Below are 24,547 nucleotides of genomic sequence, written 5' to 3' on the forward strand. Positions count from 1 at the left end.
CACCGACGATCGGTCGGCCCCGCGTCGGGCCGGATGTGCAACGGCGCCGCCGCGGCGCTCTCCAGGAGACAGACCTTGAGACGACGTGCCCCCTTGTCGCGAGATCAGCGCATCGTCTGGTACGTGGCCTCGCTGGTGTTCGGCCTGTGCGTGGCCTGGGTCGCGGCCCAGTCGGGCGCTTTCGCCGATGGGGAGCCGACGCTGGTCCCGGCGGCGATCTTCGCGGCGTCGTGGCTGGCGGGGGTGCTGGCCATTCGGATCTTCGTCATGTCGCTCGGCGAACCCCCGACGCTGCGCGATCTCGTGCGTCTGCCCGCCTGGCTGCGCCGCAGGTAGGCAGCCGGTGCGCGGCTCCGTCCGCAGCCACCGGCCCGCGCCGCCGTCAGCCCGACGTCCGCCTCGCTTTGTCCACCCGCCCCGCACCATGCCCGCCACCGAGCTCGACATCCCGCGCATCTTCAACGTCATGGAGAGCGCGCACCTCATCCACAACCCGTTCACGCCCGACAAGTTCGCCACCCTCGGCGCCGCGCTGCGCCTGGCGCCCGGCATGCGGGTGCTCGACCTCGGCTGCGGCTCGGGCGAGATGCTGTGCACCTGGGCGCGCGACCACGGCATCGGCGGCATCGGCGTCGACATGAGCCGGCTGTTCAGTGCCCAGGCCGTGCACCGCGCCGCGGAGCTGGGGGTCGCCGAGCGCGTGCGCTTCGTGCATGCCGACGCCGCCGGCTACGTCGCCGACGAGCCGGTCGACGTCGCCGCCTGTGTCGGCGCGACCTGGATCGCCGGCGGTGTTGCCGGCACCGTCGAGCTGCTGCTGCGCAGCCTGCGCCCGGGCGGCATCGTGCTCGTCGGCGAGCCGTACTGGCGACGGCTGCCGCCGAACGAGGACGTGGCCCGGGGCTGTCTGGCGCACGCGATCTCCGACTACCTGCCGCTGCCCGAGCTGCTGGCGTCCTTCGGCCGGCAGGGCTGCGACGTCGTCGAGATGGTGCTCGCCGACCAGGACGGCTGGGACCGCTACGAAGCCGCCAAGTGGCTCACGATGCGCCGCTGGCTCGAGGCCAACCCCGGCGACGAACTGGCGCCCGAGGTGCGCGCACGGCTGTCCACCGAGCCGGTGCGCCACGCCACCTACACCCGCGAGTACATGGGCTGGGGCGTGTTCGCGCTGATGCCGCGGCAGGGTGCGGTGCCGGCCTGAGCCGGGACGCCGGTCGACTATCCTGCTGCCGTCCGTCTGCCGATGCGTCTGCCGATGCCCGCCATGTTCCCGAGATCCCTTGCCGCGCTCGCGCTGTCCTCGTTCGTCGCCGGCTGCGCCGGCGCGGCCGGGCTGCAGCCCTTCGAGTTTTCGCCCGAGGCCGAGCCGGCGGCGTCTGCCGCCGCCCGGCCCGTGTGCGCCCTGGCCGGGCTGCAGCTGCCGGAGAACGTCGCCGTCTTCGCAGCCGGGGCCTACAGCGGCCGCAAGCTGGCGTTCCAGATCGACCAGAGCGGCCACGAGGGCACGCAGATCGACGTCGCGGTCAACAGCCCCGCGCGGCCGGTGGTGCTGATGCTGGGGGCCTACGAGCCGACGATCTGGAACATCGGCTGGTCGCCCGGCACCCGCATCCTCGCGGTGCTCGTCAGCGGCTACCACCGCCAGGCGGTCGCCGGGCTGCAGGCGCAGGTGCCGCAGCTCAACAGCTCCTACGACAACCGCGGCCCCTGCGGCTACTTCTACATCGGCTCCGACAACCTGGCGGCGCTGAACCCGATGGCGCGGCGCGTGTTCGGCCGGCCGGTCGAGATGGTGTTCCCGGCGGAGAACGGGCGTGTGGTGGTCGGCGACGCGCTGCGTGCCGGCACGCGCCTGCTCACCTCGCCGGAGGTGGCGCCGGCCTCGTTCCGCGACCCCGGCGCGCCGCTGGCCGGCCCGGCGGGCCTGGAGGACGCGGTTCGCCGCGGCGTGCTGCGCCGGGCCACCGCCGCGGACGCCGACGCCTGGGCCGACGCGGTGATGCGCAGCAGCCCGCCGCGCGACCTTCCGCCGGTGGCCGGCCAGGGCGTGCCGCGGCCGCCGCGGCCGTCGCTGCACAACGCCTACGTCGTGCTCAAGCCGTTCACGCTGCCCGCCGGGCTGTTCGGCGCCCACGCCGCCACCTTGCTGGTGCCCGTCGGCGTGCCGCGCCCGGAGGGCAACGCCGGCCACTCGACGATCTACGACTTCAACACGCTCCAGTGCCGGGGCACGGCCTGCAGCGGGCGCTGAACGGCCGCGACGTCACCTCGACTCCGGATGCGCCGGCGGCGCCGTATGACCGCCGCGTGACCCCCGCGTGATAGAACGCCTGCACCCGCCCGGCGTGCCCGCCTCTGTCGCCAGTGCCCGCCGACTCCGCGCCATCGCGCTGTCCCCGCCTTGCCGTCGACGCCGCCATGCCCGGACTCCTCGTTCTCGCCGGTTCCGCCCTCGGGGTGGCCTTCGTGCTGGCGCTCGGCGCCGGGCTGCCGGACGTGGTGGCCTCGCACTTCGACGCCTCGGGCCGGCCCGACGGCCACCTGCCGCGGCCGGTATTCGTCACGCTGATGGCCACGCTGGTCGGCGGCGTGCCGCTGCTGACCTGGTGGATGCAGCTGCGCGGCCTGGGGGCGGCCCGGGTGGCGCTGCCGAGTCCCGACGTCATGCCGGCGCAGGCCGCGCGCGCCGCGACGCGGCGCTGGCTGCAGCAGCACGCCGCGGTGTTCAGCCTCGTGACGACGGCCTTCCTGGCCGGCCTGTACGGCCTGGTCGTCCAGGCCAACCACGACCCCGAGCGCACGCTGGCGGGCAGCGCGCTGTGGTCGGCGCTGGCCGCCTACATGGTCTTTCTCGGGCTGTGGACGCTGCGCCTGCACCGGCGCTTCAGCCGCCGCTGAGCGGCAGCGCCGGCCGCGCGGCTCAGCCTTCGGGCAGCGTCGGCTGCGGCAGCGTCTCGAAACCCGGCCGCGCGAACAGATAACCCTGGAACAGGCGCACGCCGCGGGCGCGCAGCCAGCGGTAGTCGGCGGCCGACTCGACGCCTTCGGCGACGACGTCGATGCCCAGCAGCTCGCAGGTCAGCAGCAGGCCGCGCAGGATGGCCTGGCGCGGGCCGTGGGCGTCGACGCCGTGGATCAGGTGGCGGTCGACCTTGATCATGTCGGGCTGGAAGTCGGCCAGCAGGTTGAGCCCCGACTGGCCGGCGCCGAAGTCGTCGATGGCCAGCAGCAGGCCGTCGCTCTTGTGGCGGTTGACCAGCGCGGCGAACGCGGCGCGGTCGGCGATGGCGTCGCTCTCGGTGATCTCGAAGACCAGGCGCTCGGGCGGCAGGCCGGCGTCGCGTGCGGCGCGCAGCGTGGCGTCGATCGCGTCGCCGTCGGCCAGCAGGCCGTGCGGCAGCAGGTTGAGGTTCAGCAGGCAGGGCAGGCCGAGCTGCGCGGCCAGTGCCAGCGCATGGGCGCGGCTGAGGCGGTCGAACGCGGCGAGCTGCGCTTCGGGCACCCGTCCCAGCACCTCGGCCGCCGGCTCGCCGCCCGGGCCGCGCACCAGCGCCTCGTACGACACGACGCGGCGCTCGACCGCGTCGATGATGGGCTGGAACGCGTAGCTGAACGGTGGCGTCGCCATCGCCTCGGGCACGGCGCTCAGGCGGCCAGCGGGGCGAAGTCCGACAGGCGCTGGCGCCAGCGCCCGGCGCCGAACGCCTCCAGCAGCTTGCGCGCGCGGCCGACGTCCAGCCGCGCGAGGCAGCCGCCGTGGCCGAAGAAGTCGTTGAAGCCGGGCAGTGCCGACAGGTCGTCGCAGACGCCGGGGAAGCCCATCGACCAGTCGGCGAACCGGCGGCGCGCGATCGGCTCCTCGATGATGCGTGTGACCTGCTCGTGGCGCGGGTCGGCGGCGATGCGCGCGAACAGCGCGCTCACCGCCTCGGCCGGGCCCTCGATGACCTGGAAGAAGCTGCCGTCGGCGTAGAGCAGCATGCCGGTGATGCCGGCCTGCTCGTTGTGGGCGCGAGAGTTCTCGAGCAGGCCGCGCAAGGCCGCGCCGTCGAAAGGTTGGCAGGCGGCGCTGGCGTAGATGCAGTGCGTCAAATGGGTCATCGGCTCGTCTCCGGTCGGCGCGGAGGGCCGCGCCTGCGGCGCCCGGACGCTGGCGGCCCCGTTGCGGGCCGCCGCGGCCGACAGCTCGACGCCGTCCCCGCTCGCCACTCGATGCGAACAGGTTGCGGCCATTGTTCCCGCGGTCTTGCCTTCTGTCATGCGGTGAAGCACCGGATTTCGGGTCCACTTCGTTTGCCTTGACATTGCACAAGCCGGGGCGTGGGCCGGCGCCGCCGGGCCGGATGCGCGCCGCGACGAGGCCTGTCGCGGCTTCAGCCGCCCTTGATCAGGCCTTCGGCGCGCATCGCCTGCTGCACCGCCGGGCGCGCGCCGACACGCTCGATGAAGCGCGCCAGATGGGTGAAGCGCGACAGGTCGACGCCGACCAGGCGCGCCCAGCCGCTGACGACGAAGAGGTAGGCGTCGGCGACGCTGAAGTCCTCGCCGAGCAGGTGGGGCTTGTCCGCCAGCGCCGCGTCGACGTGGGCGAAACGGTCGCCGAGCTTGCTGCGGAACAGCGCCTTGGCTTCTTCGGGCATGCCCGGCGTGAACAGCGGCGAGAAGCCCTTGTGCAGTTCGGTCGAGATGAAGTTCAGCCACTCGACGAGGCGGTAGCGCGCCATCGTGCCGGCCGGCGGCGCGAGCTTCTTCTCGGGCACCTGGTCGGCGATCCACTGCACGATGGCCGGGCCTTCGCTGAGGCGCTCGCCGCTGTCGAGCTCGAGCAGCGGCACGTAGCCCTTGGGGTTGATCGTGTAGAAGTCGGTGCCGTCGGCCAGGCGGTGGGTCTTGGTGCTGGCCATCACCGCCTGGAAGGGCAGGCCGGACTCGAGCAGCACGATGTGCGGCGACAGCGAACACGCGCCGGGGCTGTAGTAGAGCTTCATGGGGTCTCCGTCTGAAGGGGATGCCGATGCTGCCGCGGCGCGCGGCGGCATCGTGACGGCGCGATTGAATGCCGGATTCGAAAACGCTGCACGCGCCGGGTCCGTGTCAGGCCAGGACGGCGGCCGGCGGCCGGCGCAGCGAGTCGGGCAGGCGCTCGCCGCGGCCGATGCGCACCACCAGGTCCGGCCGCAGCGTGCCCAGCCCGAAGGCCGCGGCGAAGGGCGCGCGCAGCGCGGCCACCTCCACCGGAGGGTTCAGCAGCGAGAGTTGCAGCCCGGCGGCGGTGGCCTCCAGTGCCAGGCGCTGGAACGCGCGGCCGACGCCGACCCAGCCCGCCGGCCCCGCCGCGGCGTCGGAGGCGAGGATCAGCACGCCGGCGCTGCTGCGCAGCTGTTCGGCGGCGAGGTCGGTCTCGGCTCTGGCACCGAGGAAACGGCGCACCAGCCGCCGCGCCAGCCAGGGCGGCAGGCTGGGGCGGCCGCTGCAGCCGACGAACAGCCCGTCGCCGCTGGCCGCGGCTTCGTCGGCGTCGAACCGCAGCCACTGCACCAGCTCGTCGACGAAGGCGGCGTCGGAGAACTGCGCGCGGTGGCCGGCGGCCACGGCGTCGAGCAGGCGTTCGAGGCCCGCGGTGTCGCTGACCAGGTGCGTGTTCACGCCGTTGCCGGCCGCGGCGTCCTCCAGCTGGCGCCAGGTGGCGGCGGGCAGCGGATGGCCGTCGAACGGGCCGCGGGTGGTCTGGCGCTGCGGGATGGCGGCATAACGCGTGGCGAGCTGCGGCCGTGTCGGCGCCAGCGCCACCTCGATCCGCCCGTCGCGGCCGACCTGCGGCTCGGCCTGCAGCCCGTGCGCGAGCGCGGCCAGCACCAGGTTCTCGGTGGCGCAGCCCAGCGAGACGAAGAGGTGGTGGTCGTCGGGGTCGACGGCGGGGCAGCGCCGCGTGAAGTCGGGCTCGATGCGGATCGAGTCGCGGCCGAGCACGAAGCGCCAGCACTGCGTGTTGTGGCTGGAAGGGGCCAGCGTCGCCGCGTGCACCAGCGCGCGCAGGCGCTCGTGGCCGTCGACGCTGCCGGGCAGTGCCAGGCGGCGCTGCAGCAGCGCCGTGGCCTGCTGCACGTCGCCGTCGTCGCAGCCGGCGAGCGGGGCGCCGCCGGCCAGCAGCGCGCCGTAGGTCATCACGCGTCGACGAGTCGGCATCGCACCCTCCCGCAGCGGTTTCGTCGGTGACCTTAGGCCGCGCCCCCGGCCGGGCGCTTGAGCCGCGTCAGCGCCCGCGTGTCGCCCCGTCTTGCCGCTGCCGTTGGCCGGTGCCAGCATCGGCGCTCCACCACAGGAGCAGACGATGGCCAAGCCGATGTTCGACGCCGAAGCGCTGATCGCGATGTTCGAGACCGCCACCGCCCAGCAGGGCGAACAGCTGCGCCAGGCGGTGACGCAGACCGCGTTGACCGCGCTGCAGGGCCGCGAGCTGACGCTGAAGAATCTGCGTGCGACGGTCAAGGCCGTCGGCGACGCCGCCAGCCTCGGCGTGGCGCGCAACACGGGGGCCGGCGTCGACCCGACGGCGCTGCTCGACAGCGCCGTCGCCGGGCTCGACGCCGCGGTGCTGAAGGCCGTGGAAGCCAACCGCGTCGCGCTGCAGCGCCTGGTGCAGCAGGGCGCCGACCTGCGCGAGAAGCATCTGCAGAAGGCGCTGGACGACCTCGACAAGATGGAGGACACGCTGTTCGCGGCGTTGAAGAAGAGCGCCGCCGGCAGCGGCGGCGGTGTCGCCGCGGCCTGGGGGCCGGTGCTCGAACGGCTGCAGGCCGGCGGCACGCTGTCGGGCGTGCAGGCCTCGCTGACCGCCGAGCAGATCGCCGAGCAGATGCAGGCCGCGATGCGCACGACGCGCCACGCCTCGGTGCGCGCCGCGCAGGCGCTGGCCGACAGCTACACGGCGATGGTCAGCGGCGTGCTGATCGGCCTGGCCGAGGCGCTGCAGGCGGCGCCGGCCACCCCGCCGGCGGCCGAGGCGCCGGCACGCAAGACCGCGGCGCGCAAGCGCACGGCCTGAGCGGCCGCCGGGGCGCCGTGGGCACCCCGGCGCAGGCGATGCGCTATCGTCCCGCGATGGCTGAGACCACCTTCTTCTGGCACGACTACGAGACCTTCGGCCGCGTGCCGCGGCGCGACCGGCCGGCGCAGTTCGCCGGCATCCGCACCGACGCCGAACTCAACGAGATCGGCGCGCCGGCGATGTGGTTCTGCCAGCCGCCGACCGACACGCTGCCCGACCCCGAGAGCTGCCTGCTGACCGGCATCCTGCCGCAGCAGGCGCTGGCCGAAGGTGTCGCCGAGCGCGAGTTCGCCGCGCGCATCGAGGCCGCGCTGGCCGCGCCCGGCACGATCGGCGTCGGCTACAACAGCATCCGCTTCGACGACGAGGTCACGCGCTTCCTCTTCTGGCGCAACCTGATCGACCCCTACGCGCGCGAATGGCAGAACGGCTGCGGCCGCTGGGACCTGCTGGACGTCGTGCGCTGCTGCTGGGCGCTGCGCCCCGAGGGCATCGAGTGGCCCAAGCACGAGGACGGCCGGCCCTCGTTCAAGCTCGAGCACCTGACGGCGGCCAACGGCCTGGCGCACGAGGCGGCGCACGATGCGCTGTCCGACGTGCGCGCGACGATCGCGCTGGCGCGGCTGATCCGCCAGCGCCAGCCGCGGCTCTGGGACTTCTGCCTGAAGCTGCGCCACAAGGACGCGGTGCGCACCGAGATCGGCGTCGGCCGGCCCTTCCTGCACCTGTCGGGCATGTACGGCGTCGAGAACGGCTGCATGGCCGTCGTCTGGCCGCTGGCGCCGCACCCGACGAACCGCAACGAGCTGATCGTCTGGGACCTGGCGCAGGACCCGGCCGAACTGGCGTCGCTGGACGCCGAGACGGTGCGCCGGCGGATGTACACCAAGACCGAGGAACTGGCCGCCGCCGGCGAGACCCGGCTGCCGATCAAGACCGTCCACCTGAACAAGTCGCCGGTCGTCATCGGCAACCTGAAGACGCTGGGCCCGGCGCGCGAGCGCTGGGGCCTGGACCTGGAGCGCGCGCTGGTGCATGCCGAGCGCGCCGCTGCGCTGGGCCGCACGCTGGAGCCGCTGTGGGCCCAGGTCTTCGTGAAACCGGCGGCTGGCGGGCCGGTGGACGTCGACGAAGACCTGTACGGCGGCTTCCTCGGCGACGAGGACCGGCGCCAGCTGCAGCGCCTGCGCGGGCTGGACGGCGCGGCGCTGGCCTCGCGCCGCCCGGCTTTCGACGACCCGCGGCTGGACGAGCTGCTGTTCCGCTACCGCGCGCGAAACTTCGCCGACACGCTGGACGCCGACGAGCGCGAGCGCTGGGCGGCGCACCGCCACGCGCGCCTGATAGCCGGCGCCGGCGGCGTGCTGACGCTGCAGGCCTATGCCGAGCGCATCGACGAGCTGGCCGAGGCCGCCGCCGAGCGCGACGACGAGCGCGCGCAGTCGATCCTGGAGGCGCTGTACGACTGGGCGGAGCAGGTGGCGCCGGACTGAGGCTGCGACGGCGAGGATCGGCGAAGTCCGGAAGTCTGGGGTCAGAAGTCTGGGGTCAGGTCTCACAAGACCTGACCCCTCCCGCCTGACCCCTCCCGCCCAAGACCTGACCCCGCCGTCAGCCGCGGAAGCCTGGGGTCAGGTCTCACAAGACCTGACCCCGCCACCCGCCGCCGTTTCACCCCGAAACATCGTGCCGCGGCAGGCCCGGCGGCACAATCGGTGGCATGGAAGACGTGCCCACCCTGCAGACCCAACAGGTCTCGAAGATCCACCTCATCGGCGGCGAGAAGGGCGGCGTCGGCAAGTCGATGGTCTCGCGGCTGCTGGCGCAGTACTTCATCGACCACGAACTGCCGTTCGTCGGCTTCGACACCGACCGCTCGCACGGCGCGCTGCTGCGCTTCTATGCCGAGTTCGCCTCGCCGGCGCTGATCGACCGCTACGAGGCGCTGGACCGCATCGTCGAGACCGCCGTCGAGCAGCCCGGCCGGCGTGTGCTGGTCGATCTGGCGGCGCAGACCCAGGAGCCGCTGGTGCGCTGGATGGACGAATCCGGCGTGCTCGACATGGCCGACCTGTCGGGCATCGCGCTCCACGCCTGGCACGTGATGGACAGCGGCCGCGACTCGGTCGACCTGCTGGCGCGGCTGCTGGAGCGTTTCGGCCAGCGTGTGCAGTACGTGATCGTGAAGAACGAGCTGCGCGGCGACGACTTCGGCCAGCTCGAACGTTCAGGTCAGCTCGAACGTGCGCTGGGCCTGGGCGCCAAGGTGATCTCGCTGCGCCGGCTGCACGACGCCGTGGTGCAGAAGATCGACGCCCGCAACGCCAGCTTCTGGGCGGCGAAGAACGTCTCGACGATCGACGGCCCGGGCCTGGGCATGATGGAGCGCCAGCGCCTGAAGCTCTGGATGGCGCACGCCTACGGGCAGCTCGACAGCGTCGAGCCCTGAGCCCTGACCCCGGCGCTCAGCGCGCCGCCGCCGAGCCCGGCACGGAGGCCGCGGCCGCGGCCGGCGGCGCTGCCGACGCGGCGGCCGATGCCGCCGGTGCCGCCGGTTCGGCTTCGGCGGCGTCGAGCAGGCGCTCCACCGGCGCGTGTTCGGCCCATTCGGCATAACGCCAGTCCTGTGCGCCGTGCACCACGCCTTCGGGCGGCTCGGGCGTCGCCACCGGCACGCCGCGCAGCATGACCTGCATCGCGTCGATCCACATCGGCAGCGCCAGGCCGCCGCCGGACTCGCCGCTGCCCAGGCTGCGCGGTTCGTCGTAGCCCATCCAGGCGACCGCGACGACACCCGGCTGGAAGCCGGCGAACCAGGCGTCGACGGCGTCGTTCGTCGTGCCGGTCTTGCCGTAGAGGTCCGGGCGCTTGAGACTGGCCTGGGCACGTGCCGCAGTGCCCGCGCGCGTCACGTCGCTCAGCAGGCTGTTGACGAGGAACACGTTGCGGGCCGGCACGGCGCGCGAGTCCTCGTCCAGCGCGGGCGGCGGTGGCGCCTGCCAGATCGTCTTGCCGTCGGCGTCGGTGATGCGTTCGATGACGGTGGGGGTGACGCGCCAGCCGCCGTTGGCGAACACCGCGTAGGCCGACGCGAGCTGCATCGGCGTCGTGCTGCCGGCGCCCAGCGCCAGCGTCAGGTTGTCGGGCTGGCGCTTGGGGTCGAAGCCGAAGCGGGCGGTCCACTGCAGCGCCTCGGCGATGCCCAGCTGGCGCACGACGCGGATGCTGACCATGTTCTTGGACCGCGTCAGCGCCTCGCGCAGCGTGATCGGGCCGTCGTAGCGGCCGTCGGAGTTCTTCGGGTCCCAGCCGCCGGGGTTGCCGTTGGCGTCGCTGCCCGACCAGGGCGCGTCGTCGACGACGGTGTCGGGCATCAGCCCGGCCTCGAAGGCCGCCGAGTACAGGAAGGGCTTGAACGACGAACCCGGCTGGCGCCAGGCCTGCGTCACGTGGTTGAACTGCTGGGTGCCGAAGTCGAAGCCGCCGACCAGCGCGCGCACGCGGCCGGTCTTCGGGTCGAGCGCGACGAAAGCGCCTTCGGCGCGCGGCCACTGGGCGATGCTCCAGTCGGTGCGTTCGCCGCGCGTGCGCCCGGCCAGCCGGATCACCGAGCCCCGCGTGATCGCCAGCGCCTCCTTGGCCTTGGGCTGCAGCCCCGGGGCCGCGGCGCGCAGGCCGGCGCCGGTGACGCGCACCGTCTCGCCGCTGGCCAGCACCGCGACCACTTCCTTCGGGCTGGCTTCGGTGACGACGGCCACGCGCAGGTCCTCGTCGTCGTTGTGGTCACGCAGCGCCTGGGCGGCGGCACGTTCGAGGTCGCCGCCGGAGGGCAGGTCCTCGTGGCCTTCGGGGCCGCGCCAGGGCTGGCGCGTCTCGTGGGCCAGCACCGCGCGGCGCAGCGCCTTGTACGCCGCCTCCTGGTCGGCGGCGTGCAGCGAGGTGTAGACGCGGATGCCCTGGGTGTAGGCCTTGTCGCCGATGCGCTCGACGACCGCCTGGCGCGCCATCTCGGCGACGTGCGCGGCGTGCACCTCGACCTCGCCGGGCTTGCGCACCGCCAGCGGTTCGTCCAGCGCCTGGCGGTAGGCCTTCTCGTCGATGACGCCGGTGTCCAGCATGCGCTGCAGCACGATGGCCTGGCGGCGCTTGGCGCGTTCGAGGTTGGTGATCGGGTTGGCGTAACCCGGGTTCTGCGGCAGGCCGGCGAGCATCGCCGCCTCGGCGACGTCGAGCTGGTCGAGCGTCTTGCCGAAGTAGACCTGGGCCGCGGCGCCGAAGCCGTAGGCGCGCTGGCCGAGGTAGATCTGGTTCAGGTAGAGCTCGAGGATCTGGTCCTTGGACAGGCGCCGCTCGATCTCCAGTGCCAGCAGCGCCTCCTTGATCTTGCGTTCGGGCGTGCGCCGGGTCGACAGGAAGAAGGTGCGCGCGACCTGCTGCGTGATCGTGCTCGCGCCCTGCGGCATGCCGCCGCTGAGGTTGGCCCACAGCGCACGCAGCAGCGCGCGGCCGCTGATGCCGCCGTGTTCGCGGAAGCGCCAGTCCTCGACGGCCAGCACCGCGTCCTGCATCAGCTTCGGTGCCTTCTCGATCGGCACGAAGACGCGGCGCTCGGTGCCGAACTGCGCGATCTCGACGCCGTCGGCGGTGAACACCTGCAGGTGCTGGCGCGGGCGGTAGTCCAGCACCTCATCCAGCGACGGCAGCCGCGTCGAGTACCAGACGACGGCGATGACGAACACCAGGACCAGCGCGCCGACGACGGCGCCCGCGCCGAGCGCGATCTTCTTCACCAGCGGCGACATCAAGGCCTCGGAACGGAGACGCGGGCGGGCAGGGCGGGGCCGGTGGCGGCAGGCGGACGGATCACGGCACGGGGAGCGCCGCGGCGGCAGGCCGCGCGACGGCGCGTTGGGGCGAAAGGCGCGAGGGTAGCAAACCGCACGATGCCGTGGGGTCAGGTCTTGCCTTTTGCATCCCGGCCCGCGGCACGGGCACCTCGAACGGCCGCGATGCAAAAGGCAAGACCTGACCCCGAGAAAACGAAAAAAAGCCCGCCGGTTGCGGCGGGCTTCGGGTTTGGCGTGGTACGGCGCTCAGACCGTGACCGTCTTCGCGGTCTCCGCGTATTCGGCGATCTGGTCGAAGTTCATGTAGCGGTACACGCTCGCGGCGTCCTGGTTGATGATGCCCATCGCCTCGTGGTACTCGGCCAGCGTCGGGATGCGGCCCAGGCGCGAGCACACCGCGGCCAGCTCGGCCGAGCCGAGGAAGACGTTGGTGTTCTTGCCCAGGCGGTTGGGGAAGTTGCGTGTCGAGGTCGACATCACCGTCGCGCCTTCCTTCACCTGCGCCTGGTTGCCCATGCACAGGCTGCAGCCGGGCATCTCGGTGCGCGCGCCGGCGGTGCCGAAGGTGGCGTAGTGGCCTTCCTTGACGAGCTCGTTCTGGTCCATCTTGGTCGGCGGCGCGACCCACAGCTTGACCGGGATGTCGCGCGCCCCGCCCAGCAGCTTGGCCGCGGCACGGAAGTGGCCGATGTTGGTCATGCACGAGCCGATGAAGGCTTCGTCGATCTTCGTGCCGGAGACCTCGGACATGAACTTGGCGTCGTCCGGGTCGTTCGGGCAGCAGACGATCGGCTCCTTGATGTCGGCGAGGTCGATCTCGATGACCGCGGCGTACTCGGCGTCGGCGTCGGCCTCCAGCAGCTGCGGATTCGCCAGCCAGGCCTCGACGGCCTGGATGCGGCGCTCCAGCGTGCGCTTGTCCTGGTAGCCGTCGGCGATCATGTTCTTCATCAGCACGACGTTGCTCTTCAGGTACTCGATGACCGGTGCCTGGTCGAGCTTGATCGTGCAGCCGGCGGCGGAACGTTCGGCCGAGGCGTCGGAGAGCTCGAACGCCTGTTCGACCTTCAGGTCCGGCAGACCCTCGATCTCCAGCACGCGGCCGCTGAAGATGTTCTTCTTGCCCTTCTTCTCGACGGTCAGCAGGCCGGCCTTGATGGCGTACAGCGGGATCGCGTGCACCAGGTCGCGCAGCGTGACGCCGGGCTGCATCTGGCCCTTGAAGCGCACCAGCACCGACTCCGGCATGTCCAGCGGCATCACGCCGGTGGCGGCGCCGAAGGCGACCAGGCCCGAGCCCGCCGGGAACGAGATGCCGATCGGGAAACGCGTGTGGCTGTCGCCGCCGGTGCCGACGGTGTCGGGCAGCAGCAGGCGGTTCAGCCAGCTGTGGATGACGCCGTCACCCGGGCGCAGCGCGACGCCGCCGCGGCTGGAGATGAACTGCGGCAGCTCGCGGTGCATCTTCACGTCCACCGCCTTCGGGTAGGCGGCGGTGTGGCAGAAGCTCTGCATCACGAGGTCGGCGCTGAAGCCCAGGCAGGCCAGGTCCTTCAGCTCGTCGCGCGTCATCGGGCCGGTGGTGTCCTGGCTGCCGACGGTGGTCATGCGCGGTTCGCAGTAGGTGCCCGGGCGGATGCCCTGGCCTTCGGGCAGGCCGCAGGCGCGGCCGACCATCTTCTGCGCCAGCGTGAAGCCGCGGCCGCTGTCCTGCGGCGCGACCGGCAGGCGGAAGGTGGTCGACGCAGGCAAGCCGAGGAACTCGCGCGCCTTGGCGGTCAGCGAGCGGCCGATGATCAGGTTGATGCGGCCGCCGGCACGCACCTCGTCGAGCAGGACCTCGCTCTTGAGCTGGAACTCGGCGACGGTCTCGCCGTTCTTCAGCAGCTTGCCGTCGTAGGGCAGGACCTCGATGACGTCGCCCATCTCGAGCTTCGAGACGTCGACCTCGATCGGCAGCGAACCCGAGTCTTCCTGGGTGTTGAAGAAGATCGGCGCGATCTTGCCGCCCAGCGTGACGCCGCCGAAACGTTTGTTCGGCACGAACGGGATGTCCTGGCCGGTGGCCCAGATGACGCTGTTGGTCGCGCTCTTGCGCGACGAGCCGGTGCCGACGACGTCGCCGACGTAGGCCACGAGGTGGCCCTTGGCCTTCAGCTCGTCGATGAACATCATCGGGCCGCGCTTGCCGTCTTCCTCGGGCTTGAAGGCCGCGTCGGGGCGCGTGTTCTTCAGCATCGCCAGGTAGTGCAGCGGGATGTCCGGGCGGCTCCAGGCGTCGGGCGCCGGCGACAGGTCGTCGGTGTTGGTCTCGCCGGGCACCTTGAAGACGCTGACGGTGATCGACTTCGGCACCTCGGGGCGCGAGGTGAACCACTCGGCGTCGGCCCAGGACTGGATGACTTCCTTGGCCCGGGCGTTGCCGGCGCGCGCCTTCTCGGCGACGTCGTGGAAGTAGTCGAACATCAGCAGGGTCTTCTTCAGGCCCGCGGCGGCGACATCGGCGACCTCGGCGTCGTCCAGCAGTTCGATCAGCGGATGCACGTTGTAGCCGCCGACCATCGTGCCCAGCAGCTCGGTGGCCTTGGCCTTGGAGACGAGGCCGACCTTCAGGTCGCCGTGCGCGACGGCGGCCAGGAACGAGGCCTTGACCTTGGCGGCGTCGTCGACGCCCGGCGGCACGCGGTGGGTCAGCAGATCCAGCAGGAAGGTTTCCTCGCCGGCGGGCGGGTTCTGGATCAGCTCGATCAGCGCGGCGGTCTGCGCGGCGTCCAGCGGCAGCGGCGGGATGCCGAGCGCGGCGCGTTCGGCGACATGTTGGCGGTAGGCGGTCAGCACGGGCGTTCTCCTGCGGCAGGGCGGGTTTCGGGGCGGGCCCCCGGCCTCGCCTCCTGTATTTTATGTCTTATATAAGACTTGAGGCGAGCATCGGGGGGATCGACGGCTTAGGCATCGGCGAAGAAGGCGCGGCGCACCTCGGCGGGCAACTGCGCGCCGTCGCGGGCGGAGGTCTGGTGGGCGCGCTCCAGCACCTGCCAGAAGTAGCGGTAGCTGGCGCGGTCGTGCAGCGTGTCGCGGTGGCGGATCGGCGCCCAGCCGGCGGCCTGGGCGGCGAAGACGATCTCGATCGCCTGGTCGACTTCGGCGGTGGTCGGCGCGAAGGCGTCGACGATCGGCCGGATCTGCGACGGGTGGATGCTCCACATGCGTGTGTAGCCCAGCCGTCGCGCGGCCTTCTCGGCGGCCGCGGCGATCGCCTTCTCGTCCTTGAACTCGGTGACGACACAGTGCGAGGGCACCTTGCCCCAGCCGTGGCAGGCGGCGGCGATGTCGAGCTTGGCGCGCAGGACCAGCGGGTGCTCGAACTGGCCCTCGACGCCCATCGCGCTCTGCGGGATCGCGCCGCGGTGCGCCGAGACGAAGTCCATCAGCCCGAAGGACAGCGACTCGACACGCGGGTGCGCGGCGAGCGCCTGCACCTCGCGCAGCGCGCCGTGGGTCTCGACCATCGCGTGCAGCGGGATCGTGCGCGCCAGGCCGTGGCGGCGGGCGGCCTCGTCGACGACGGCGGCGGCGCGCTCGAAGTCGGCCAGGCCGCGCGGCTTGGGGATCATCAGATAGGCCAGGCGCGCGCCGACGCGGCCGACGACGAGCTCGGCGACCTGCTCGAAACGCGGGTGGTCGACGGCCTGCAGCCGGATGCCGACGCGGCCGTAGCGGTTGTCCGGCCCGGCGACGAGTTCGGCCATCAGCGCCGCGTGCTCGAGTTCGCCGCCGACCGGCGCGCCGTCCTCGCCGTCGAGCGTGACGTCGAAGATCGGGCCGAGCTCGGCCTGCAGCGCCAGGCTCTTCCTCATGCGCGCCTCGACGCCGCTGTAGTGGTCGCAGACCGGCAGCGCCGGGGCGACGAGCTCGTCGGGGTCGAACAGCGCCTGGCGGGGGTGGACAAGCTCGGTCATCGCGTCTTCCGGTCGGGGAAACGAAAACGGCGCCCGTTGCCGGGCGCCGTCGATTGTTGGGGGCGCGGCGCGATCCGCGCAAGCGCCCGCCGCTGCCGTCAGAGCAGGTCCTGGACGGCGTCGCGCTCGCCGATGAGCTCGGCCAGCGTCTTGTCGATGCAGGCTTGCGAGAACTCGTCGATCGGCAGGCCTTCGACGATCTTGTACTCGCCGTTCTCGCAGGTCACCGGGAAGCCGAACATGACGTCCTTCGGGATGCCGTATTCGCCGTTGCTGGGCACGCCCATCGTGACCCATTCGCCGTTGGTGCCCAGGGCCCAGTCGCGCATGTGGTCGATGGCGGCGTTGGCGGCCGAGGCGGCCGAGGACACGCCTCGGGCGGCGATGATCGCCGCGCCGCGCTTGCCGACGGTCGGCAGGAACACGTCCTTGTTCCAGACCTGGTCGTTGATCGTGTCCTTGACCGAGGCGCCGTCGATGGTCGCGAAGCGGTAGTCGGCGTACATCGTCGGGCTGTGGTTGCCCCAGACGGCCAGCTTCTTGATCGCCGAGACCGGCTTGCCGGTCTTGGCGGCGATCTGGCTGGCGGCGCGGTTGTGGTCCAGGCGCAGCATGGCGGTGAAGTTGCCGGGCTTGAGGTCCGGCGCGCTCTTCATCGCGATGTAGGCGTTGGTGTTGGCCGGGTTGCCGACGACCAGCACCTTGACGTCACGCGAGGCGACGGCGTTCAGCGCCTTGCCCTGGGCGGTGAAGATCTGGGCGTTGGCGGCGAGCAGGTCGGCGCGCTCCATGCCGGGGCCGCGCGGACGGGCGCCGACGAGCAGCGCGTAGTCGGTGTCCTTGAAGGCGGTCATCGGGTCGGAATGGGCTTCCATGCCGGCCAGCAGCGGGAAGGCGCAGTCCTCGAGTTCCATCATCACGCCGCGCAGCGCTTCCTGGGCCTTCTCGATCGGCAGTTCGAGGAGCTGGAGGATGACGGGCTGGTCCTTGCCCAGCATCTCGCCCGAGGCGATACGGAACAGCAGGGCATAACCGATCTGGCCGGCGGCGCCGGTAACGGCCACGCGGACGGGCTTCTTGCTCATGGGGAGGCTCCTCAGGATGGGGTGTTGGTCGAGGCGCTGGACATTTTAGCGACGGCGCTGACACCACTCTTATGTCTTATGTAAGACAATCGAGCCATGCCCGACGCCGCTCCGGTCGCCGACCCCACCCCGTCCTTCAGCCCGTTGTACCAGCAGATCAAGGGTCTGCTCGTGCGCAGCCTCGAAACCGGTGAGTGGAAGCCCGGTGACGCCATCCCCAGCGAGATGGAGCTGGCGGCGCGCTTCAAGGTCAGCCAGGGCACGGTGCGCAAGGCGATCGACGAACTGGCCACCGAGAACCTGCTGATCCGCCGCCAGGGCAAGGGCACCTTCGTCGCCACCCATGCCGAGGAGCGTGTGCAGTACCGCTTCCTGCGCCTGCGCCCCGACGACGGCGGCGCCGGCGGCATGCAGCGCCGGCTGCTGGACTGCCGCCGCATGCGTGCGCCGCAGGACGTCGCTCGTGCGCTCGACCTGAAGGCGGGCGAGACCGCGGTGCAACTGCGCCGCCTGCTGCTGGCCGACGGCCGGCCGGTCGTGCTCGACGACATCTGGCTGCCCGGCACGCCGTTCAAGGGATTGAGCATCGAGCGCCTGCAAGGATGGCGCGGGCCGATGTACCGTCTGTTCGAAACCGAATTCGGGGTCCGGATGATCCGGGCCGAAGAGAAGATCCGCGCCGTCGGCGCGGCGCAGGAGGAGGCCGAAGCCTTGGCGATGCCCCTGGGTGCGCCGTTGCTGTCGGTCGAGCGTTTGTCCTTCACCTACGGAGACCGGCCCGTCGAACTGCGGCGCGGGCTTTACAACACGTCTTCCCATCACTACCGCAACGAGCTTTCCTGAACCGCCCAGTTCCGTGTAAGCCTGCCGCGCTGGAATTAGACTCTTTGCGTTGCCGCAAAGCAGCGACGCCGGCGCGAACAAACAGGACAACCCCCCATGGCAAGTACCCAACGCCCGGTCTATCGCAACATCCACATCTCGCAGATCGCCAGCTACCGGCTGCCGCTCGCCGGCTTCGTGTCGATCCTGCACCGCATCAGCGGCGCCCTGATGTTCGTGTTGCTGCCCTTCGTCATCTGGCTGTTCGACAACAGCCTGACCTCCGAAATCTCGTTCGACACCTTCACCTCGGCCTTCGTCGCCGGCGTCGGCTTCGTGCCCGCGTTCCTGGTGAAGCTCGTCGTGCTGGCGCTGATCTGGGCCTATCTGCACCACCTCATCGCCGGCATCCGCTACCTCTGGATGGACGTCTCGCACGCCTACTCCAAGCAGAGCGGCCGCTCCTCGGCCATCGTGACGCTCGCGCTGAGCCTGCCGCTCACCGCCTTGCTGGGCGCCAAGCTGTTCGGCCTGTACTGAGGTCTTTCCCATGTCCAAGAACTACGGTCCCGAGCGCCTCGTCGTCGGCGCTCACTACGGTGCGCGCGACTGGCTCGCGCAACGCATCACCGCGGCGCTGATCGCGCTGTTCACCTTCGTGCTGCTGGTGCAGCTGCTCGCGCCGGGCCCGCTCGGCTACGACCGCTGGGCCGGCATCTTCTCGGCGCAATGGATGAAGGTCCTGACCTTCGTCGTCATCGTGTCGCTCGCGTGGCATGCCTGGATCGGCATCCGCGACATCTGGATGGATTACGTCAGGCCCGCCGGCATCCGCCTGGCGCTGCAGGTGCTGTCCATCGTCTGGCTCGTCGGCTGCGCCGGCTGGGCCGTGCAAGTGCTCTGGAGACTCTGACGATGGCCCTCGCCCATCTTCCCAAGCGCAAGTTCGACGTCGTCATCGTCGGTGCCGGCGGTTCCGGCATGCGCGCCTCGCTGCAACTGGCCCGCGCCGGCCTCAACGTCGCCGTGCTGTCCAAGGTGTTCCCGACGCGTTCGCACACCGTCGCGGCCCAGGGCGGCATCGGCGCCAGCCTCGGCAACATGTCCGAGGACAACTGGCACTTCCACTTCTACGACACCGTCAAGGGCTCCGACTGGCTCGGCGACCAGGACGCGATCGAGTTCATGTGCCGCGAGGCGCCGAAGGTCGTCTACGAGCTCGAGCACTTCGGCATGCCGTTCGACCGCAACCCGGACGGCACGATCTACCAGCGTCCGTTCGGCGGCCACACCGCCAACTACGGCGAGAAGCCGGTGCAGCGCGCCTGCGCCGCGGCCGACCGCACCGGCCACGCGATGCTGCACACGCTGTACCAGCAGAACGTCAAGGCGCGCACCAACTTCTTCGTCGAGTGGATGGCGCTGGACCTGATCCGCGACGCCGACGGCGACGTGCTCGGCGTCACCGCGCTCGAGATGGAGACCGGTGAAGTCCACGTGCTGCAGGCCAAGTGCACGCTGTTCGCGACCGGCGGCGCCGGCCGCATCTACGCCGCCAGCACCAACGCCTTCATCAACACCGGTGACGGCCTGGGCATGGCCGCACGCGCCGGCGTGCCGCTGCAGGACATGGAGTTCTGGCAGTTCCACCCGACCGGCGTGCACAACGCCGGCGTGCTGCTGACCGAAGGCTGCCGCGGCGAAGGCGCGATCCTGCGCAACGCCAACGGCGAGCGCTTCATGGAGCGCTACGCGCCGACGCTGAAGGACCTCGCGCCGCGCGACTTCGTCTCGCGCTGCATGGACCAGGAGATCAAGGAAGGCCGGGGCTGCGGTCCGAACAAGGACTACATCAACCTCGACATGACCCACCTGGGCGGCGAGACGATCCTGAAGCGCCTGCCCTCGGTCTACGAGATCGGCCACAACTTCGCCAACGTCGACATCACGAAGGAGCCGATCCCCGTGGTGCCGACGATCCACTACCAGATGGGCGGCATCCCGACCAACATCCACGGTCAGGTCGTGGTGCCCAAGGACGGCACGCCCAACGCGGTGGTCAACGGCTTCTACGCGGTGGGCGAGTGCTCCTGCGTCAGCGTGCACGGCGCCAACCGCCTGGGCACGAACTCGCTGCTGGACCTGCTGGTCTTCGGCCGCGCGGCCGGCAACCACATCGTCGCCAGCGCGCTGGCCAGCCGCAACCACAAGGACCTGCCGGCTGACGCCGCCGACCGCTCGCTCGAGCGCCTGGCGCGCCTGGAGGCCTCGACCTCGGGCGAATACGCCCAGGACGTCGCCAACGACATCCGCAAGACGATGCAGCAGCACGCCGGCGTGTTCCGCACGCAGGCCGTGATGGACGAGGGCGTGACGAAGATCGCCGCCATCGCCGAGCGTGTGAAGGCCATCGGCCTGAAGGACAAGAGCAAGGTGTTCAACACCGCGCGCATCGAGGCGCTGGAGGTCGACAACCTGATCGAGGCCGCGCAGGCGACGATCGTCTCGGCCGCCGCCCGCCACGAGAGCCGCGGCGCGCACACCGTCAACGACTACGGCGACACCCCGCAACACCCGAACGGCCGCAACGACGAGGAGTGGCTCAAGCACACGCTGTGGTTCAGCGAAGGCAGCCGGCTGCAATACAAGCCGGTCAACCTCAAGCCGCTGAGCGTCGACAGCGTTCCGCCCAAGGTCCGTTCGTTCTAAGGCACAGGTTCCGACATGACGCTCCGTACGTTCCAGATCTACCGCTACGACCCGGACAAGGACGCCAAGCCCTACATGCAGACGCTGCAGGTCGAGCTCGACGGCAGCGAACGCATGCTGCTGGACGCGCTGATCAAGCTGAAGGCGGTCGACCCGTCGCTCAGCTTCCGCCGCAGCTGCCGCGAAGGCGTGTGCGGGTCCGACGCGATGAACATCAACGGCAAGAACGGCCTCGCGTGCCTGACCAACATGCGCACGCTGCCGGGCACCGTCGTGCTGCGCCCGCTGCCGGGCCTGCCCGTGATCCGCGACCTGATCGTGGACATGACGAACTTCTTCAAGCAGTACCACTCGATCAAGCCGTACCTGATCAACGACGAGCGCCCGCCCGAGACCGAGCGGCTGCAGTCGCCCGAGGAGCGCGACGAGCTCAACGGCCTGTACGAGTGCATCCTGTGCGCCAGCTGCTCGACGGCCTGCCCGAGCTTCTGGTGGAACCCGGACAAGTTCGTCGGCCCGGCCGGCCTGCTGCAGGCCTACCGCTTCATCGCCGACAGCCGCGACCAGGCGACCAGCGAGCGCCTCGACAACCTCGAGGACCCGTATCGCCTGTACCGCTGCCACACGATCATGAACTGCGTCGACGTCTGCCCGAAGGGGCTGAACCCGACGAAGGCGATCGCCAAGATCAAGGAAATGATGGTCCGCCGCGCCATCTGAGACAAGAAAAGCGACTACGGCTCATGGACGAACGTCTGGACCCCACCGATCTCGGCCGGCTGCGCTGGCGCTGCCGCCGAGGCCTGCTGGAGAACGACCTCTTCGTCGAACGTTTCTTCCGTGATCACGAGGCGACGATCACGAAGCGGCAGGCCCAGGGGCTGATGGCCCTGATGGACCTGCCGGACAACGATCTGCTCGACCTGCTGCTCGGCCGTCGTGAGCTGCAGGGCGAGCTGGATCGACCTGAAGTGCACGAGGTGCTGGCGCAACTGCGCCGTCCCACCGTCCCTGCTTCCGCCTGAGCTCAAGAAAGGCCTCGACATGACCCCCTCCGACGTGAAAGCCACCCTGTCGTTCTCGGACGGCAGCCCGAGCATCGACCTGCCCCTGTACAAGGGCAGCATCGGCCCGGATGTCATCGACATCCGCAAGCTCTACGGCCAGACCGGCAAGTTCACCTACGACCCGGGCTTTCTGAGCACCGCGTCGTGCCAGTCGACGATCACCTACATCGACGGTGACAAGGGGGCGCTGCTGTACCGCGGCTATCCGATCGAGCAGCTCGCCACGCAGTGCGACTTCCTCGACACCTGCTACCTGCTGCTCTACGGAGAGCTGCCGAACGAGCAGAAGCAGAAGGACTTCCACAAGCTCGTGTCCGAGCACACGATGGTGCACGAGCAGATGCAGTTCTTCCTGCGCGGCTTCCGTCGTGACGCGCACCCGATGGCGGTGCTGACGGGCCTCGTCGGCGCGCTGTCGGCCTTCTATCACGACAGCACCGACATCACGAACCCGAAGCACCGCGACATCGCGGCGATCCGCCTGATCGCCAAGATGCCGACGCTGGTCGCGATGGCCTACAAGTACGGCGAGGGCCAGCCCTACGTCTACCCGCGCAACAAGCTCTCGTACGCCGGGAACTTCATGCGCATGATGTTCGCGACGCCGTGCGAGGACTACGAGCCCAACGAGGTGCTGGTGCGCGCGATGGACCGCATCTTCATCCTGCACGCCGACCACGAGCAGAACGCCTCGACCTCGACGGTGCGCCTGTGCGGCAGTTCGGGCACCAACCCGTTCGCGGCGATCGCCGCCGGCGTGGCCTGCCTCTGGGGCCCGGCACACGGCGGCGCCAACGAGGCGGCGCTGAACATGCTGGAGGACATCCAGCGCAACGGCGGCGTCGAGAAGATCGGCGAGTTCATCAAGCAGGTGAAGGACAAGAACTCCTCCGTCAAGCTGATGGGCTTCGGCCACCGGGTCTACAAGAACTACGACCCGCGCGCCAAGCTGATGCGCGAGACCTGCCACGAGGTGCTGGGTGCGCTGGGCCTGGAGAACGACCCGCTGTTCAAGCTCGCGATGTCGCTCGAGAAGATCGCGCTGGAAGACGAGTACTTCGTCGCCCGCAAGCTCTACCCGAACGTCGACTTCTACTCGGGCATCGTGCAGCGCGCGATCGGCATCCCGGTCTCGCTGTTCACCGCCATCTTCGCGCTGGCGCGCACGGTGGGCTGGATCGCCCAGCTCAACGAGATGATCGGCGACCCCGAGTACAAGATCGGCCGCCCGCGCCAGCTCTTCGTCGGTTCGCCGCGCCGCGACGTCCCGCCGCTCGCGCAACGCTGACGAACCGGCGATGAGCTGGCTGGCCCGGCTGTTCGCGCCGCGGCGCCGCGAGGCGACGCGTGCGGCAGTCCCGGTGCCGGCCCTGCGGCCCGATGCGGCGGCGCCTGCCGCCGCGATCGGCCAGGCGCCCCCCGCGGCGCCTCCGGTACCGCTGCTGTGCTGGCTGCTCGGTGCCGAGGCGCCGGCCGCCGGCCCGGCGACCGCCGCCGAGGTCCGGGCGCTGGAGGCCATCGACGCGGTGCTCGCCCAGCCCGGCCTGCCCGAGGACCTGCTGCCGCGGGCTGCGGCGCTGGTGCCGCAGCTGCTGGCGATGCTGCGTCAGGGCGACCAGCTGCCGGTCCCGGCGATGGCGCAGCGTGTCTCGCGCGACGTCGTGCTGACCGCCGAGGTGCTCAAGCTGGCCGGCAGCGCCTACTACCGTGGCCGTGGCGAGGCCGCCGACCTGCAGCAATCGATCTCGCTGATCGGCGTGCAGGGGCTGCAGACGGTCATCGCGCGCGTCGTGCTCAAGCCGATCTACGACCATGCGCCCGGCCCCTGGAGCCGCAGCGCCGGCGCCCGCCTGTGGGCTCATTCCGAGGCGCTGGCCGCGGAGTGCGCGCTGCGCGCCGAGGGCGTGCCGGTGTTCGACGCCTACCTCACCGGGCTGCTGCACGACAGCGGCTGGACGGCAGCGCTGAACCTGCTCGACCGCGGTGGCACCGCGCCCGCGCCGCCGAGCGAAGCCTTCTGCGCCGCGCTCGAACGCCGCGCCTACCGGCTTTTCGGCCGTGCCGCCCGGCGCTGGGCGATCACGCCGGCTTTTGCCGAGCTGGGTGCCGACACGCTGCGCCACCCCTTGGCCACCAGCCCGCATCCGCTGGCCGTCGTGCTGCGCCAGGCGATGCCGGCGGCGCTGGAACGCGCGCGCGACGAGACGGCCTGAAACACCGAGGCCCGGACGTGCCGGGCCTCGTTCAGTGGCGGCGCGTGCCGCTCAGATCAGCTTCTGCAGCAGCCGCCCCATCTCGGACGGGTTGCGCGTGATCGTGAAGCCGCACTCCTCCATGATCGCCAGCTTGGCATCCGCCGTGTCGGCGCCGCCGGAGATCAGCGCGCCGGCGTGACCCATGCGCTTGCCCGCCGGCGCGGTGACACCGGCGATGAAGCCGACCACCGGCTTCTTCATGTGCTCCTTGCACCAGCGCGCCGCGTCGGCTTCGTCGGGGCCGCCGATCTCGCCGATCATGATCACCGCGTCGGTGTCCGGGTCCTCGTTGAACAGGCGCATCACGTCGATGTGCTTGAGCCCGTTGATCGGGTCGCCGCCGATGCCGACTGCGCTCGATTGGCCGATGCCGAGTTCGGAGAGCTGCGCCACCGCCTCGTAGGTCAGCGTGCCCGAACGGCTGACGACACCGATGCGGCCCTTCTTGTGAATGTGGCCCGGCATGATGCCGATCTTGATCTCCTCGGGCGTGATCGTGCCCGGGCAGTTCGGCCCCAGCAGCAGCGTCTTCTTGCCGCCAGCGGCTTCCTTGGCCTTCATCCTGTTGCGCACCTCGAGCATGTCCTTGATGGGGATGCCCTCGGTGATGCAGATCGCCAGATCCAGCTCGGCCTCGACCGCCTCCCAGATCGCCGCCGCGGCGCCCGCGGGCGGCACGTAGATCACGCTGACGGTGGCGCCGGTCTGCGCCGCCGCTTCCTTGACGCTGGCGTAGATCGGGATGCCCTCGA

The 24,547-nt window shown here is 70.9% G+C and carries 24 protein-coding genes; 15 read left to right on the forward strand and 9 right to left on the reverse strand.

Annotation, left to right across the window (positions count from 1 at the left end; translation table 11 throughout):
* The first annotated feature begins 75 nt into the window (after nucleotides 1-75).
* From LOC65_RS19160 to LOC65_RS19175, 4 genes are all read left to right on the forward strand, one after another.
* The gene (locus LOC65_RS19160) at nucleotides 76-336 is read left to right on the forward strand and encodes a hypothetical protein (RefSeq protein WP_230248737.1); all 261 of its coding nucleotides are present in this window, start codon (nucleotides 76-78) and stop codon (nucleotides 334-336) included.
* 88 nt (nucleotides 337-424) lie between these two features.
* Nucleotides 425-1,204, forward strand: a complete 780-nt coding sequence (locus tag LOC65_RS19165) for a cyclopropane-fatty-acyl-phospholipid synthase family protein (RefSeq protein WP_230248738.1) — start codon at nucleotides 425-427, stop codon at nucleotides 1,202-1,204.
* Nucleotides 1,205-1,267: 63 nt separating this feature from the next.
* Complete coding sequence (locus LOC65_RS19170; protein WP_230248739.1) at nucleotides 1,268-2,254, forward strand: hypothetical protein; 987 nt, start codon at nucleotides 1,268-1,270, stop codon at nucleotides 2,252-2,254.
* Between the two features lie 167 nt (nucleotides 2,255-2,421).
* On the forward strand, nucleotides 2,422-2,901 hold the full coding sequence (locus tag LOC65_RS19175) for a DUF1648 domain-containing protein (protein WP_050801754.1): 480 nt from the start codon (nucleotides 2,422-2,424) through the stop codon (nucleotides 2,899-2,901).
* A 22-nt stretch (nucleotides 2,902-2,923) separates the two neighbouring features.
* Here the strand turns inward: LOC65_RS19175 and LOC65_RS19180 are convergent, their stop codons facing one another.
* The 4 genes from LOC65_RS19180 to LOC65_RS19195 all read right to left on the reverse strand — a co-directional run bounded on the left by LOC65_RS19180 (nucleotide 2,924) and on the right by LOC65_RS19195 (nucleotide 6,189).
* Nucleotides 2,924-3,643, reverse strand: coding sequence for an EAL domain-containing protein (locus tag LOC65_RS19180; protein ID WP_029719079.1), 720 nt, complete (start codon nucleotides 3,641-3,643; stop codon nucleotides 2,924-2,926).
* A 5-nt stretch (nucleotides 3,644-3,648) separates the two neighbouring features.
* On the reverse strand, nucleotides 3,649-4,104 hold the full coding sequence (locus LOC65_RS19185) for a BLUF domain-containing protein (RefSeq protein ID WP_037291058.1): 456 nt from the start codon (nucleotides 4,102-4,104) through the stop codon (nucleotides 3,649-3,651).
* A 272-nt stretch (nucleotides 4,105-4,376) separates the two neighbouring features.
* Nucleotides 4,377-4,991, reverse strand: coding sequence for a glutathione transferase GstA (gene gstA / locus LOC65_RS19190; protein ID WP_009857207.1), 615 nt, complete (start codon nucleotides 4,989-4,991; stop codon nucleotides 4,377-4,379).
* 106 nt (nucleotides 4,992-5,097) lie between these two features.
* The gene (locus LOC65_RS19195) at nucleotides 5,098-6,189 is read right to left on the reverse strand and encodes an Acg family FMN-binding oxidoreductase (RefSeq protein ID WP_029719078.1); all 1,092 of its coding nucleotides are present in this window, start codon (nucleotides 6,187-6,189) and stop codon (nucleotides 5,098-5,100) included.
* Between the two features lie 145 nt (nucleotides 6,190-6,334).
* Here LOC65_RS19195 and LOC65_RS19200 point away from each other — a divergent pair, with 145 nt between their 5' ends.
* The 3 genes from LOC65_RS19200 (at nucleotide 6,335) to LOC65_RS19210 (ending at nucleotide 9,500) form a co-directional block, all read left to right on the forward strand.
* On the forward strand, nucleotides 6,335-7,048 hold the full coding sequence (locus LOC65_RS19200) for a DUF6781 family protein (protein WP_230248740.1): 714 nt from the start codon (nucleotides 6,335-6,337) through the stop codon (nucleotides 7,046-7,048).
* 56 nt (nucleotides 7,049-7,104) lie between these two features.
* Entirely contained in the window at nucleotides 7,105-8,544 is a 1,440-nt protein-coding gene (gene sbcB, locus LOC65_RS19205; RefSeq protein WP_029719077.1) for an exodeoxyribonuclease I, read from the forward strand.
* 227 nt (nucleotides 8,545-8,771) lie between these two features.
* Nucleotides 8,772-9,500, forward strand: a complete 729-nt coding sequence (locus LOC65_RS19210) for a mobilization protein (protein WP_009857203.1) — start codon at nucleotides 8,772-8,774, stop codon at nucleotides 9,498-9,500.
* A 16-nt stretch (nucleotides 9,501-9,516) separates the two neighbouring features.
* Here the strand turns inward: LOC65_RS19210 and LOC65_RS19215 are convergent, their stop codons facing one another.
* From LOC65_RS19215 to LOC65_RS19230, 4 genes are all read right to left on the reverse strand, one after another.
* Nucleotides 9,517-11,853 (reverse strand): penicillin-binding protein 1A, encoded by a 2,337-nt coding sequence (locus LOC65_RS19215; protein ID WP_230248741.1) that lies wholly within the window; start codon nucleotides 11,851-11,853, stop codon nucleotides 9,517-9,519.
* A 291-nt stretch (nucleotides 11,854-12,144) separates the two neighbouring features.
* Complete coding sequence (acnB, locus tag LOC65_RS19220) at nucleotides 12,145-14,736, reverse strand: bifunctional aconitate hydratase 2/2-methylisocitrate dehydratase (protein WP_230248742.1); 2,592 nt, start codon at nucleotides 14,734-14,736, stop codon at nucleotides 12,145-12,147.
* Between the two features lie 107 nt (nucleotides 14,737-14,843).
* Nucleotides 14,844-15,857: a CoA ester lyase gene (locus tag LOC65_RS19225; protein ID WP_230248743.1), complete on the reverse strand. Its 1,014-nt coding sequence runs from the start codon at nucleotides 15,855-15,857 to the stop codon at nucleotides 14,844-14,846.
* 98 nt (nucleotides 15,858-15,955) lie between these two features.
* Nucleotides 15,956-16,942: a malate dehydrogenase gene (locus tag LOC65_RS19230; protein ID WP_164963267.1), complete on the reverse strand. Its 987-nt coding sequence runs from the start codon at nucleotides 16,940-16,942 to the stop codon at nucleotides 15,956-15,958.
* 96 nt (nucleotides 16,943-17,038) lie between these two features.
* Here LOC65_RS19230 and LOC65_RS19235 point away from each other — a divergent pair, with 96 nt between their 5' ends.
* The 8 genes from LOC65_RS19235 (at nucleotide 17,039) to LOC65_RS19270 (ending at nucleotide 23,753) form a co-directional block, all read left to right on the forward strand.
* Nucleotides 17,039-17,785 carry a GntR family transcriptional regulator gene (locus LOC65_RS19235; RefSeq protein WP_009857198.1) on the forward strand — a complete coding sequence of 249 codons (747 nt, stop codon included), beginning with the start codon at nucleotides 17,039-17,041 and terminating at the stop codon, nucleotides 17,783-17,785.
* Between the two features lie 96 nt (nucleotides 17,786-17,881).
* Nucleotides 17,882-18,304 (forward strand): succinate dehydrogenase, cytochrome b556 subunit, encoded by a 423-nt coding sequence (sdhC, locus tag LOC65_RS19240; RefSeq protein WP_009857197.1) that lies wholly within the window; start codon nucleotides 17,882-17,884, stop codon nucleotides 18,302-18,304.
* Nucleotides 18,305-18,314: 10 nt separating this feature from the next.
* Entirely contained in the window at nucleotides 18,315-18,677 is a 363-nt protein-coding gene (gene sdhD, locus LOC65_RS19245; protein ID WP_009857196.1) for a succinate dehydrogenase, hydrophobic membrane anchor protein, read from the forward strand.
* 2 nt (nucleotides 18,678-18,679) lie between these two features.
* Nucleotides 18,680-20,473, forward strand: coding sequence for a succinate dehydrogenase flavoprotein subunit (gene sdhA, locus LOC65_RS19250; RefSeq protein ID WP_164963266.1), 1,794 nt, complete (start codon nucleotides 18,680-18,682; stop codon nucleotides 20,471-20,473).
* Between the two features lie 15 nt (nucleotides 20,474-20,488).
* Nucleotides 20,489-21,193, forward strand: coding sequence for a succinate dehydrogenase iron-sulfur subunit (locus LOC65_RS19255; protein WP_009857194.1), 705 nt, complete (start codon nucleotides 20,489-20,491; stop codon nucleotides 21,191-21,193).
* 23 nt (nucleotides 21,194-21,216) lie between these two features.
* Nucleotides 21,217-21,498 carry a succinate dehydrogenase assembly factor 2 gene (locus tag LOC65_RS19260; protein WP_009857193.1) on the forward strand — a complete coding sequence of 94 codons (282 nt, stop codon included), beginning with the start codon at nucleotides 21,217-21,219 and terminating at the stop codon, nucleotides 21,496-21,498.
* Nucleotides 21,499-21,517: 19 nt separating this feature from the next.
* Nucleotides 21,518-22,828, forward strand: coding sequence for a citrate synthase (gene gltA, locus LOC65_RS19265; RefSeq protein WP_230248744.1), 1,311 nt, complete (start codon nucleotides 21,518-21,520; stop codon nucleotides 22,826-22,828).
* A gap of 10 nt (nucleotides 22,829-22,838) precedes the next feature.
* Complete coding sequence (locus tag LOC65_RS19270) at nucleotides 22,839-23,753, forward strand: HDOD domain-containing protein (protein ID WP_230248745.1); 915 nt, start codon at nucleotides 22,839-22,841, stop codon at nucleotides 23,751-23,753.
* 51 nt (nucleotides 23,754-23,804) lie between these two features.
* On the opposite strand, the gene sucD is transcribed toward LOC65_RS19270, so the two are convergent.
* On the reverse strand, nucleotides 23,805-24,547 hold a 743-nt coding region (gene sucD, locus LOC65_RS19275), incomplete at its 5' end, for a succinate--CoA ligase subunit alpha (RefSeq protein WP_230248746.1).

Origin of the sequence: Rubrivivax sp. JA1055, assembly GCF_020966565.1 — a bacterium.
Lineage (GTDB): Bacteria > Pseudomonadota > Gammaproteobacteria > Burkholderiales > Burkholderiaceae_C > Rubrivivax > Rubrivivax benzoatilyticus.

Excerpts from the sequence above, each read along its gene's own strand:
- LOC65_RS19210 (WP_009857203.1), top strand. The coding sequence starts at position 8,772 with ATGGAAGACGTGCCCACCCTGCAGACCCAACAGGTCTCGAAGATCCAC.
- LOC65_RS19270 (WP_230248745.1), top strand. The coding sequence starts at position 22,839 with ATGAGCTGGCTGGCCCGGCTGTTCGCGCCGCGGCGCCGCGAGGCGACG.
- gltA (WP_230248744.1), top strand. The coding sequence starts at position 21,518 with ATGACCCCCTCCGACGTGAAAGCCACCCTGTCGTTCTCGGACGGCAGC.
- LOC65_RS19195 (WP_029719078.1), bottom strand. The coding sequence starts at position 6,189 with ATGCCGACTCGTCGACGCGTGATGACCTACGGCGCGCTGCTGGCCGGC.
- gstA (WP_009857207.1), bottom strand. The coding sequence starts at position 4,991 with ATGAAGCTCTACTACAGCCCCGGCGCGTGTTCGCTGTCGCCGCACATC.
- LOC65_RS19165 (WP_230248738.1), top strand. The coding sequence starts at position 425 with ATGCCCGCCACCGAGCTCGACATCCCGCGCATCTTCAACGTCATGGAG.
- LOC65_RS19235 (WP_009857198.1), top strand. The coding sequence starts at position 17,039 with ATGCCCGACGCCGCTCCGGTCGCCGACCCCACCCCGTCCTTCAGCCCG.
- LOC65_RS19200 (WP_230248740.1), top strand. The coding sequence starts at position 6,335 with ATGGCCAAGCCGATGTTCGACGCCGAAGCGCTGATCGCGATGTTCGAG.
- sdhD (WP_009857196.1), top strand. The coding sequence starts at position 18,315 with ATGTCCAAGAACTACGGTCCCGAGCGCCTCGTCGTCGGCGCTCACTAC.
- sdhC (WP_009857197.1), top strand. The coding sequence starts at position 17,882 with ATGGCAAGTACCCAACGCCCGGTCTATCGCAACATCCACATCTCGCAG.
- LOC65_RS19170 (WP_230248739.1), top strand. The coding sequence starts at position 1,268 with ATGTTCCCGAGATCCCTTGCCGCGCTCGCGCTGTCCTCGTTCGTCGCC.
- sdhA (WP_164963266.1), top strand. The coding sequence starts at position 18,680 with ATGGCCCTCGCCCATCTTCCCAAGCGCAAGTTCGACGTCGTCATCGTC.
- LOC65_RS19215 (WP_230248741.1), bottom strand. The coding sequence starts at position 11,853 with ATGTCGCCGCTGGTGAAGAAGATCGCGCTCGGCGCGGGCGCCGTCGTC.
- LOC65_RS19260 (WP_009857193.1), top strand. The coding sequence starts at position 21,217 with ATGGACGAACGTCTGGACCCCACCGATCTCGGCCGGCTGCGCTGGCGC.
- LOC65_RS19225 (WP_230248743.1), bottom strand. The coding sequence starts at position 15,857 with ATGACCGAGCTTGTCCACCCCCGCCAGGCGCTGTTCGACCCCGACGAG.
- sbcB (WP_029719077.1), top strand. The coding sequence starts at position 7,105 with ATGGCTGAGACCACCTTCTTCTGGCACGACTACGAGACCTTCGGCCGC.
- LOC65_RS19175 (WP_050801754.1), top strand. The coding sequence starts at position 2,422 with ATGCCCGGACTCCTCGTTCTCGCCGGTTCCGCCCTCGGGGTGGCCTTC.
- LOC65_RS19230 (WP_164963267.1), bottom strand. The coding sequence starts at position 16,942 with ATGAGCAAGAAGCCCGTCCGCGTGGCCGTTACCGGCGCCGCCGGCCAG.
- LOC65_RS19255 (WP_009857194.1), top strand. The coding sequence starts at position 20,489 with ATGACGCTCCGTACGTTCCAGATCTACCGCTACGACCCGGACAAGGAC.
- LOC65_RS19185 (WP_037291058.1), bottom strand. The coding sequence starts at position 4,104 with ATGACCCATTTGACGCACTGCATCTACGCCAGCGCCGCCTGCCAACCT.